Here is an 11,484-nt window from a genome sequence, read left to right on the forward strand (position 1 = left end):
ATAGGAGGTGTTACAAAATCGTTAAATTGAAGTTTATGTTTCAAAAAAATTCAACTATTTATTAACTTTATTGTTTTAAACTCAAGTATAAATACAATTCAACATATGAGAAAATTAAGCTTGCTGTTTACTTTGCTGATAAGTACAGTTTTGATGTTAGCACAGGAAGTGCGTCCGGTAAAAAACGTTATTGTGATGATTCCCGACGGTACCTCGGTGGGCGTATATTCTGCTTCCCGCTGGTATAAATTTTACAACAAAATGGGTGACCGCCTGCATATCGACCCCTTTTTCACAGGAACGGTTACAACACATTCCTCCAATGCGCCTATTGGTGATTCGGCTCCTACGGGATCAGCCTATGCGACAGGTGTTTTACAGAAAACAAGCAACGTGGCCATTTACCCGGAAGCAGATCCGGAAAACGATCTTTATCCGGTGGATGCTACCCGCACCTATCAGCCTGCAGCTACCCTGTTGGAAGCATCTAAGTTGCTGAAAAATAAAGCTGTAGGGTTGGTGGTGACCTGTGAGTTCCCTCATGCTACGCCTGCTGATTTTTCTTCGCATTACCATACACGCAGTGCCTATAAGTTTATTGCACCGCAAATGGCTTACCAGAATATGGATGTGATGTTCGGCGGAGGAAACAGTATTTTAACCGATGATATCAGGCAACACTTTAAAAATAACGGAACCGTGCTGATTCAAGATGATAGAAACGCGTTGTTGAACTACAACGGTGACGGAAAAGTCTGGGCGCTTTTTGGAGAGCGGGCATTGCCCTATTCCATTGACAGGAACCCCGACAACGTTCCGTCGCTTGCAGAAATGACCGCAAAGGCGCTGGATCTTTTATCCAAAAAAGAAGCGGGCTTTTTTCTGATGGTTGAAGGCAGTCAGGTGGACTGGGCCGCTCATGCTAATGATGCTGTCGGGATGATTACCGAATACCTGGATTTTGATGATGCCGTGGGGGAGGTGATGAAGTTTGCTGAAAAGGACGGAAATACGGCGGTCATTATTATGTCTGACCACGGTAACAGTGGTTTTACCATTGGCTCAAGAGATTGTCCAGGGTACGACAAACTGTCGATTCAGCAGTTGTTTGAAGCGGTATCGAATTACAAACTTTCGGCAAACGGCATCGAAGCCATTCTGATAAATACCAAACCCGAAAACATAAAGGCCGAGTTCAAAAAATACACCGGCATTGATATTACCGAGGAAGAACTGCAGACACTGCTCTCTTCGAAAAACTACAAAGAAAGTGATTACACCCAGGTGGGGACAAGTAATAACATGGCACACAACATAGTAAACATAATGAATTCGCGTACCTGCTTCGGATTTACCACAGGAGGGCATACCGGCGAAGAGACACTGTTGGCATCGTATCATCCGCAAGGGGATATCCTGAGAGGGAATGTGCGCAATGTGCAAGTGAACAAGTATCTGCAAAAAGCATTGGGGTTGGATAAATCATTACAGGAACTGTCGGATGAAATCTTTGTTAAGCATACTGATGTTTTTGCCGGGCAGAAATACTCCGTGAACCGGAAAGATCCCGAGTTTCCGGTCCTAACGGTTAAAAAAGGAAGAAACACGCTGGAGATAAAGGCATTTTCGTCCGTTGGAAAACTTAACGGCAAGCCATTCGATATTGGATCGGTCGCGGTGTATATGGATAAAAACGATACCTTTTATTTGCCTAAGGAGTTAGTAACGAAGTTATAACAAATCCCCCTGAAACGAGATGGGTTGCCGGTTGGTATCTGTGACTTGCAACCGGGCTGTTCCGTTCTCCCAGATATCGAAATACAAAAATATCTCCCGGCCGGTATCTTTCGTTCGAATATCTACCCGCCAATTCCCTTTTTTCTTTCCCGGATTCACCTGATAATCGAAGTCGGTACTGGTAAATTTTATTCCTCCCTCACTTGGATTAACGGGAGCTACATATGCTCGTCCGTAATAGGGCAGGTATGCCCGTATCGTGTCGGGAGATACTTTTACGTCGTAGTAGGGAGACAGGTAAATGGATTTGAAACCGGTGGGATAAGCGTAAGTTGCCTTAAACGTAAAGTCGAAATCGTTTACGCTCCGGCTCACTTCTCCGGCTACAACTTCCTTCTCCCTTGCCGTCTGTGCTGTGCCACACATTGTCAGCCCAAAAGCGACAGACAGCACAATAAGTAAATGTAATGCTGATCGTTTCATCTGTAATTCTTTTGTTTTTACTGTAAAACAAAAATACATAGGGTTTTGTTGTTAGCAACTTATTGATTTTTTTCATGTCTTGTTTTATGTTTATTTTTTGATGGATCTATAGTGGGGCTATTTTGAAGAAATGAAGATTCAAGGACGCGAAAAAGAGCGAAAAACAGCATGAAGGAAGTAGAGATGAATAGAAATTTAAGATTTAAGACGTTTCTTAGAATGGTGATAAATCGGTGAAAAGGTTTAGGCAGTAATAAAAAGCTAACAGCATCAAAACGAAGAAATATGATAAAATCTCCAGCCTGAATGTGGTGTTGGCGTAAAAATGCGCCACAATGATGGAAAGAAATGCGATGATAATGTAGATCCAGATGAACGTGTGAGTCAGGTACAAAATCTGTAAAAGAAAGGAAAGCAGTATTACGGAAATACTGAAAATCAATACTTTTTTGGTAAAGCTCCGCTCTCTTGTAATCTGCTTGCTATCAGCGGTAATAATGAAAAACAAGAAAAGCAGCATTGTCCCGATAAAACCCCATTGCGGGACAGAAAAACCGGGCGTCCGCGTAAAGTTGTAGATCTCGGCGAAACCTTTAAAAGGTTCGATAAAGCCGGAGATGTTATCCCCAAAGACATAGAACACAAAAGCAATCCAAAACACCAGTATTATTCCAAAAATAGATGCTATAAAAGATCGGAAGTTTATTCTGCCCATCGCCGATAACCCAATTAACCACAAGGGCACAAACAATAACGCGTGGATTTGAAAGATTCCGGCAATGGCTATCAACGCACTAAACTGATAAGCAAACCGGTGGGAATGGTGGTACTGATACGATGCCAGTAACGGAAAAAGGGACCAGAGAACGAAGATGAGCCCCGGAAAATCGGGAGTCATTCTCAGAAAAAACGGATGGACACTAAATAGAATCAGCGGAACATAAAAGGGCATCGCTGTTCGCATGCGGATCACACCGTAGCGGACGTTCAATTCGGAAAGAAGATAAGATATAATGAAAACACAGAATGTGCTCGCTAAAAACGAGAGAAGGGGATTTTCGAGAAAAACAGGTTCGATATAGGGCCAGATAAAGCCGGTATTGTTTGCCGGAAAATCAGGTAAGCCCTTTTTCAAAAACATCAGAAAACGCAACGCGATGACGGTAATAGAAACAACTAGTGAAATGAATCTGGATTCCACAAAAAAAGATTTGAAGTTTCTAACCAGCAAAGTGTTCATTTTTATCTTAAGTCAAAGCCGATGTCTTTTCTGAAATAGCTGTTTTCGAAAGAGATTTTTTCGATATTTTTATAGGAATTTTCAAGCGCTTCATTCATTGTATGCCCATATGAGGTTACAGCTAAGACACGTCCGCCTGATGTTACGGGTTCGTCATTTTTTAACGTTGTCCCGGCATGAAAAACAATGGAATCCTTTATCTGTTCAATTCCCGATATTGTTTTCCCCTTTTCGTAACTGCCTGGATATCCCCCAGAAACCATCATCACGGTAACAGCGTACCTGTTATCGATTTCCACTGTTTTTGTATCCAGAGTTTCGGTGGCTACACTTACAAAAAGGTCCAGAATGTCTGACTTGACAAGCGGCAATACCACCTCCGTTTCAGGATCACCCATCCGCACATTGTATTCAATCACTTTCGGCTCACCATCTATATTAATCAACCCGAAGAAGATAAAACCCTTGTAGTCGATCTTTTCTGCCTTAATTCCGTTGACAGTGGGAAGAACAATCCGTTGTTCCACCTTTTCCATAAACTTGGCATCAGCGAAAGGAACAGGGGAAACCGCACCCATGCCCCCGGTGTTTAGCCCGGTATCACCCTCCCCAATACGTTTGTAGTCTTTGGCAACAGGCAGGATTTTGTACGACTTTCCGTCGGTCAGCACAAAAACCGAACATTCAATCCCCTTTAAGAACTCTTCGATAACCACTTTGTCGCTTGCAGAACCAAACATCCCGTTGAGCATTTCCCAAAGCAGGCGTTTGGCCTCGTTTAAATCGTCAATGATGAGCACCCCTTTTCCGGCTGCCAACCCATCGGCTTTGAGTACATAAGGAGGCTGCAATGATTCCAGAAAATAATTTCCCTCTTCAATGTTTTCTAGCCTGATCGTTTTGTATCGCGCCGTGGGGATATTGTGTCGGCTCATGAATTCTTTGGCAAAATCCTTGCTCCCTTCCAGCTGGGCCCCCTTTTGGGAAGGACCGATAACGGCAACGTGGCACACGTCCTCGTCATTGCGAAAATAATCGTAAATTCCCTGAACAAGCGGATCCTCCGGCCCAACCACGATCATGTCCACATCGTTTTCCAAAGAAAACGATTTTAACGCCTGAAAGTCTGTCGGAGAGATGGCAACGTTTGTTCCCAACGATGCAGTCCCCGCATTTCCGGGCGCAATAAACAAGTTGTTCAAGTACTTGCTGCTACGCATACGCCAGGCAAAAGCATGTTCACGCCCACCGGAGCCAAGAATTAATACGTTCATAGTCAACTGGAAGAGAAATTTACGCCAATAATCATCTGTTGGACGTACAAAACTACTAAAATTAAATTAAACAATAAACTTCTAAAAGCTTTTCTTGATAACGTTTTGAAAAAAAATTACCTTTGCGTGAATTATGGAAAAAAACAAAATTACCCAATTGTTTGGCATAAGATATCCCATCATTCAGGCCGGAATGGTTTGGTGTAGTGGATGGCGATTGGCATCGGCAGTAAGTAATTCAGGGGGATTGGGCTTGATCGGTGCAGGTTCGATGCATCCTGAAACGTTGCGTGATCACATAAAAAAATGCAAGATGGCTACCGGTAACCCTTTTGGAGTAAATATCCCGCTGATGTATCCACAAATTGAAGAGATCATGCAAATCGTGATGGATGAGAAAGTAGCCATTGTCTTCACATCGGCAGGAAATCCAAAAACGTGGACCGCAAAACTGAAAGCCGAAGGCATTATCGTCGCGCACGTGGTATCCGGTTCGAAATTTGCATTGAAATGCGTTGAAGCGGGTGTGGATGCTGTTGTTGCAGAAGGTTTTGAAGCTGGAGGGCACAACGGACGAGAAGAAACCACCACGCTAGCGCTTATTCCGCAGGTGCGAAAAGTCACCGGTTTGCCGCTTATTGCCGCCGGAGGAATAGCAACAGGCGAAGGAATGGCCGCTGTTTTTGCGCTTGGGGCCGAGGGTGTACAGGTGGGTACACGTTTTGCGCTTACTGAGGAGAGCTCAGCCAGTGATGCATTCAAGCAGAAGTGTATTTCTCTGAAAGAGGGTGACACCATACTTTCACTGAAGAAAATCAGTCCCACCCGATTGGTGAAAAATGATTTTTATCATCAGGTACAGGAATTGGAAGATAGGGGTGCATCTGCTGACGAACTTCGCTCGTTGCTGGGGCGCGGTCGTTCAAGACGCGGTATATTTGAAGGAGATCTGGTGGAGGGTGAACTGGAAATTGGACAAGTTGCATCGCTGATAGATACTGTTGTTCCTGCGGAGCAGGTGGTCGAAGGGATGATGAAAGAATATTACGAGGCAGTTGAAAAATTGAACAGGATTGTATTTTAATCTTATCCTCCCACAACTGCCGCTGACTTGCCTGCATACAGGAAGGGTTAAACCTGGAGTGATGTTCCGGCTTCGTGTGGAAGGGTTTATAAGTAAAATTATTTATGAGAAAATATTTTATTTTTCTTTTATTATCTGTTTGCACAAGCTTGCTGTTTGCCCAACAAAACAAGTTGTTCACGTTGGACGAACTTATCCCGGGAGGAAAAAACTTTTACAGTTATTATCCGCAAATAGGCGAACAATTTCAATGGCACGACGATGAGTTGATGATGCTCAGGGACGACTCCGTCTTCCGGGTCGACCCGTTGAATCCTAACCACAAAAAATTTGTTTTCCGGTTCGATGAAATCCGGAAAAAAGAAAAAGGCGGGGGAATTGTTTCCCGTGTGAGTTTTGACAGGGAAGGCAGCGATAACCTGGTATTTTCATCGGCTAAGGGCACGGGTGTGTATGACTTGAAAACCAGACAGGTAATCTTGTCTGTTGATTTTCCCGAAAACAGTGCCAACCAGGAACTTTCTCCCGACAATGTTTATCTGGCCTATACAAAAGAGAATAACTTGTATATAACGGACGGAACAGGTAAAGAGACGGCAATCACTTCGGAAGAAAACAAGGGGATTGTTTGTGGTCAGGCGGTTCACCGGGATGAGTTCGGAATTAAAGGAGGAATCTTTTGGTCACCCGGTGGAAACAAACTGGCGTTTTACCGGATGGATGAAACCATGGTTGCCAGTTATCCGGTTGTGGATATCTCTGCCCGGACCGCAACGGAGAAAAGCATTCGGTATCCGATGGCCGGAGAAAGCAGTCACGAAGTGGCGATCGGTGTTTATAACGTAAAGACCGGGCAAACCGTTTACCTGAAAACAGGTGAACCCAGGGACAAGTACCTGACAAACGTGGTTTGGAGTCCCGACGAAAAATTTATATATGTAGCCGAACTTAACCGTGAACAAAATCACTTGAAGATGAACCGGTACGACGCAGGGTCGGGTGATTTTGATAAAACACTTTTTGAAGAAACACATCCGAAGTACGTGGAGCCTGAAAATCCGGTTTTGTTTGTGAGGAACAACCCCGCTCAATTTGTCTGGCAAAGCGAACGGGACGGATTCAACCACCTGTACCTGTACGATACGTCGGGCCGATTACTGAAACAACTCACCCGGGGAGATTGGGAAGTAACGGATGTTATCGGTTTTGACGGAAAAGGACAACACCTGTTTTTTGTCTCAACCCAGCCCAGCCCTTTAGAAAGGCATGCTTACAGCGTAAATTTAAAGAGCGGAAGCATCCACCGACTCACCAATGTTCCGGGCATGCACACCATTGCCGTCAGCAATTCTGGAAGATACCTGGTCAGCCGTTATTCAGCCAGCGATAATCCCGGTAAAGTTGATATTATCGACTTGAAAAACGCCAAAACGGTTACACTAACCTCCGCTCTAAATCCTTTTGCCGGAATCAGTATGCCTCGTGTTGAACTAGGAAGCCTGAAAGCTGCCGACGGTAAAACCGATTTATTTTACCGGATGGTAAAGCCCGCTAACTTCGATGCGGCAAAGAAATACCCTGTGGCCATATATGTTTACGGTGGTCCGCATTCACAATTGGTGCAGAATCGCTGGAGATACGGTTCGGGCGGTTGGGAAACGTATATGGCACAGAAAGGATACCTTGTTTTTGTGTTGGATAACCGGGGTACATCGTTTCGAGGACGAGCCTTCGAGGATGTTACTCACCGTAGGCTTGGTGTGGAGGAGGCCAAAGACCAGATGTGCGGTGTGGAATTCTTGAAATCACTGCCTTACGTGGATGCCGGCCGGCTGGGTGTTCACGGCTGGAGCTATGGCGGATTTATGACAATTAACATGTTACTGCGCTACCCGGAGGTATTTAAGGTGGGCGTTGCCGGTGGTCCTGTGATCGATTGGAAATATTACGAAGTGATGTACGGTGAACGTTACATGGATACGCCTCAGGAGAATCCGGACGGTTACGCGAAGACAAGTTTGCTGAACAAAGCTGGTAGGCTGAAATCGAGGCTGCTTATCATTCACGGTGACGAAGATCCGGTAGTGGTGATGCAGCACAGCTTGCAGTTCTTGAAATCGTCGATTGGTGCAGGCACGCATCCCGACTTTTTCGTCTACCCCGGACACGAGCATAACATGATAGGCCGGGACCGTGTGCATCTGCACGAACACATCACACGCTATTTTGAGGATTTTTGCCGGTAGCGAAGGTAGGTCGGATTACGCACAAAAATCATAAATTGTTCGTACCTTTGTCCGTTAGAATATGCAACATAACTTATTTTCTTCCGATAAATTCTCGTTCTTCAGTTTGGGCAGCGGTAGTTGCGGTAATTGTTATTACCTGGGAAACAGCCACTACGGGATGCTTATCGATGCTGGATTGGGGCCACGTATTATCAAAAAAAGATTGGGTGATCACGGTATCGATTTTTCGTCAATTTACGCCCTTCTGGTGACACACGACCATTACGACCACATAAAATCAGCAGGGTACCTGAGCGAAAAACTTAATATACCGGTCTATGCTACAGAGAAGGTACACCGGGGCATTCGTAACTGTCCCCTTGTTAAAAACACCATCAACGGTGCAACTAAACGAATTATAGAGAAGGGAGAGTCGTTTCAGATAGAAGATTTTAGGATTACCGCTTTCGATGTCCCGCACGACAGCAGCGACAATGCCGGTTATTTTTTTGAGTTCGGTAATCACAAGCTTACACTGGCAACCGACATCGGGGCTATAACCGATGATGTAGCCTATTACGCCGGAAAAGCTAACCACCTGGTTATTGAAAGCAATTACGACGAAGAAATGCTTCTTAACGGAAGGTATCCCTATTTCCTTAAACAGCGAATCAGTAACGGAACGGGACACTTGAGCAACCGGCAGACTGCTGAGTTTTTGGCAAACAACTGTTCACCTCATCTCCGGAATATCTGGCTTTGCCACCTGAGCGGTGATAACAACAGTCCCGATCTGGCATATGAGACGGTGAAGAATGAACTTGTCGGCAAAGGTATAGAGGTGGGAGTGAATATAAATTTAGGCGTTTTCCGCCGGAATGTGTTGTCTTCGAAAATTGAATTTTAAATTCCGCTGTAAATGAAAGTATTGTACGTTTTTGGAGGAATTCCACCTTATGCCAATGCTTTGTTGAATAAGCTGGCTGATAAAGGAGTGGAAGTTGTGGTGGTTGTTCCTCCGAAAAAAAGTACAATGATTGGAAAAGGCGTAAGGGTGATTGGCCGGGAGGTGGCAAATTACAGGGTTATAACGAGTGAAGAAAGAAAATCGCTGCTGGGCAAAACCGGCTTCAGGGAACTTCCTTCCATCATATACAGAGAGAAGCCTGATATTTTTGTCGTAGGCTGGCCTTTTTTCTTGCAGTATTTCACTCAACCTGAATTAAGGAAAGCTTTAAAGGAGACCAAATCCAAATTTGTGATGCGCGAAATCCCTTTTCAGGTTCCACCCTATGGAAAACTCAGCTCCTTCTACAAAGAAAACCCTGTATACGATGAAGATATGAACCTGCTGAATAAAGGGTTGTTTTTCCACATACGGCAGAAACTCGTTGCAGAAATCAGGAAATACTGTTACTCACACGCTGATGGTGCGGTAGTCTATTCGTCTGTAGGGAAAGAGATCTTGCCTACTTATAACCTATCCGAAAAGTCGGTGTTTGTTACCTACAACTCAAACAATTCCGAGGAATTGCTCCGGATCAGACAAGAACTGTCCAAAGAACAACCTCTGTTGCCTCAAAATGATCACAGGATGATTCATATCGGAAGGTTGGTGAAATGGAAAAGGGTGGATTTATTGATGGACGCTTTTTCAAAAGTACTATCGCATTTCCCCGGTGCGGAGCTGGTGATCGTAGGAGATGGCCCCGAAATGGAAAATCTGAAAAAACAAGCCCGTGACTTGAAGATCGGCAGCCGAGTTATTTTTACCGGAGAGATTTACGATAATTTATTGATAGGAAGATACTTCTTGGCGTCATCGGTTTATGTTTTGGCAGGAATGGGGGGGTTGTCCATCAACGATGCCATGACGTTCTCCCTTCCGGTAATATGTTCGGTATGTGACGGTACCGAGCGGGATCTGGTTTACGAAGGGAGTAACGGATTCTTTTTCCGGGAAAATGATGCCGTAGATCTGTCCGAAAAGATAATTGCGCTGTTTAATGATCCCGGCTTAAGAAAAAAAATGGGAGAACATTCCTTCGAAATCATCAAAAATAAGGTCAACCTGGATACGGTCAGCGATAGGTATGTAAATGCCTACAAAACTATTTTATCGAATTGATTTGTCTTTCTCCCGTCAAAGAAAATGGGTATATATGTGGCGTTAACCGTTTTATTAGGAATTTTACGCTTATTTTTGTAGTTGAATTAATGGATTAGTATATGAAAGCTTGTTTTATTGGATTGGGTTATATAGGTTTGCCGACAGCTGTAATCGCGGCTGATAACGGTATTGAAGTAATCGGTGTAGACATTAATCCCGAAGTAGTGAAAAGTGTGAATTCCGGGAAAGTTCATTTCTCAGAACCCGGATTGGATAAGATATGCAAAAAAGTCACTTCCAACGGAAATCTTAAGGCATATACTGAGCCGCAAGCAAGTGATGTTTACGTCATTGTGGTGCCCACCCCGTTTAAAGGAAATCATGAACCCGACGTCTCGTACGTGGAGTCTGCTGTCACCACCGTTCTTCCTTACTTGAAGGAAGGAGATTTGTGTATTATTGAGTCAACATGCCCTGTGGGCACCACGGAAAAGATGGCAGAGTTGATTTATTCCGAAAAGCCTGCGTTAAAAGATAAAATCTATTTGAGTTATTGTCCTGAAAGAGTATTGCCGGGAAATACCGTTTATGAATTAATTCACAACGACCGTGTGATAGGAGGTATCGACGAAGGATCCTCGGAAAAAGCTGCCGGCTTCTACAGCCATTTTGTGAAAGGATCCCTGTACAAGACAAATGCGCGTACTGCCGAAATGTGTAAACTGACAGAGAATGCTTCTCGCGATGTGCAGATTGCTTTTGCTAACGAGCTTTCCATCATATGTGAGAAAGCCCATATCAATGTCTGGGAACTGATCGAGCTAGCCAACAAACATCCCCGTGTAAACATTCTTCAACCCGGAAGTGGGGTGGGAGGACATTGTATTGCCGTGGATCCCTATTTCATCACTTCAGAATTTCCGATTGAGTCTCAACTGATAGGAAAGGCCCGTGAAATAAACAATTACAAAGCTTTTTGGTGTTCAGAGAAAATTCTTTCCACGATGAAGGATTTCAATTTACGCGAAGGCCGGGAACCTGTTGTGGCTTTGATGGGGCTTTCTTTTAAGCCGAACATCGAAGATTTGAGGGAGTCACCTGCCAAATACATTGTCTCGAAAGTAATGCAAGGGCATAACAACGCTGATTTCTTAATCGTTGAGCCCAATATAGAGACGCATAAGGTTTTTAAGCTTACCGATTATGCGGAAGCGTATGACACGGCCGATATAGTTGCGTTTCTGGTAGCTCATAAGGAGTTTAAGAAGTTGATTTTCAGAGATGATAAGGTGATCCTTGATTTCTGTGGGGTTTTTAAAAAATGAGGG

General features: G+C 44.2%; 9 protein-coding genes. 6 read left to right on the forward strand and 3 right to left on the reverse strand.

Translation table 11 applies throughout. The annotated features are described in order from the left end of the window. The first annotated feature begins 105 nt into the window (after nt 1-105). Nucleotides 106-1,737: an alkaline phosphatase gene (locus AACM02_RS04305; RefSeq protein WP_339116167.1), complete on the forward strand. Its 1,632-nt coding sequence runs from the start codon at nt 106-108 to the stop codon at nt 1,735-1,737. Here AACM02_RS04305 and AACM02_RS04310 read toward each other — a convergent pair. The 3 genes from AACM02_RS04310 to purD form a co-directional block, all read right to left on the reverse strand. Continuing rightward, nucleotides 1,732-2,220: a DUF4251 domain-containing protein gene (locus AACM02_RS04310; protein ID WP_339116168.1), complete on the reverse strand. Its 489-nt coding sequence runs from the start codon at nt 2,218-2,220 to the stop codon at nt 1,732-1,734. The genes AACM02_RS04305 and AACM02_RS04310 overlap by 6 nt on opposite strands. Before the next feature lie 214 nt (nt 2,221-2,434). After that, nucleotides 2,435-3,421, reverse strand: a complete 987-nt coding sequence (locus AACM02_RS04315; protein WP_339116169.1) for a hypothetical protein — start codon at nt 3,419-3,421, stop codon at nt 2,435-2,437. Between the two features lie 41 nt (nt 3,422-3,462). Continuing rightward, on the reverse strand, nt 3,463-4,734 hold the full coding sequence (gene purD / locus AACM02_RS04320; RefSeq protein WP_332457113.1) for a phosphoribosylamine--glycine ligase: 1,272 nt from the start codon (nt 4,732-4,734) through the stop codon (nt 3,463-3,465). A gap of 133 nt (nt 4,735-4,867) precedes the next feature. Here purD and AACM02_RS04325 point away from each other — a divergent pair, with 133 nt between their 5' ends. The 5 genes from AACM02_RS04325 (at nt 4,868) to wecC (ending at nt 11,481) form a co-directional block, all read left to right on the forward strand. Then, nucleotides 4,868-5,818 (forward strand): nitronate monooxygenase family protein, encoded by a 951-nt coding sequence (locus tag AACM02_RS04325; RefSeq protein WP_339116170.1) that lies wholly within the window; start codon nt 4,868-4,870, stop codon nt 5,816-5,818. A 104-nt stretch (nt 5,819-5,922) separates the two neighbouring features. Continuing rightward, on the forward strand, nt 5,923-8,064 hold the full coding sequence (locus AACM02_RS04330; protein ID WP_332457111.1) for a S9 family peptidase: 2,142 nt from the start codon (nt 5,923-5,925) through the stop codon (nt 8,062-8,064). 61 nt (nt 8,065-8,125) lie between these two features. Beyond that, the gene (locus tag AACM02_RS04335; protein ID WP_214025021.1) at nt 8,126-8,953 is read left to right on the forward strand and encodes an MBL fold metallo-hydrolase; all 828 of its coding nucleotides are present in this window, start codon (nt 8,126-8,128) and stop codon (nt 8,951-8,953) included. 12 nt (nt 8,954-8,965) lie between these two features. After that, nucleotides 8,966-10,174 (forward strand): glycosyltransferase family 4 protein, encoded by a 1,209-nt coding sequence (locus AACM02_RS04340; protein ID WP_214025022.1) that lies wholly within the window; start codon nt 8,966-8,968, stop codon nt 10,172-10,174. A 101-nt stretch (nt 10,175-10,275) separates the two neighbouring features. After that, a complete protein-coding gene (wecC, locus tag AACM02_RS04345) occupies nt 10,276-11,481 on the forward strand; it encodes a UDP-N-acetyl-D-mannosamine dehydrogenase (RefSeq protein ID WP_339116171.1) in 1,206 nt (401 codons plus the stop codon). The last annotated feature ends 3 nt before the right edge of the window (nt 11,482-11,484 follow it).

The sequence above is a fragment of the Petrimonas sp. genome, from assembly GCF_963921705.1.
Lineage (GTDB): Bacteria > Bacteroidota > Bacteroidia > Bacteroidales > Dysgonomonadaceae > Petrimonas > Petrimonas sulfuriphila.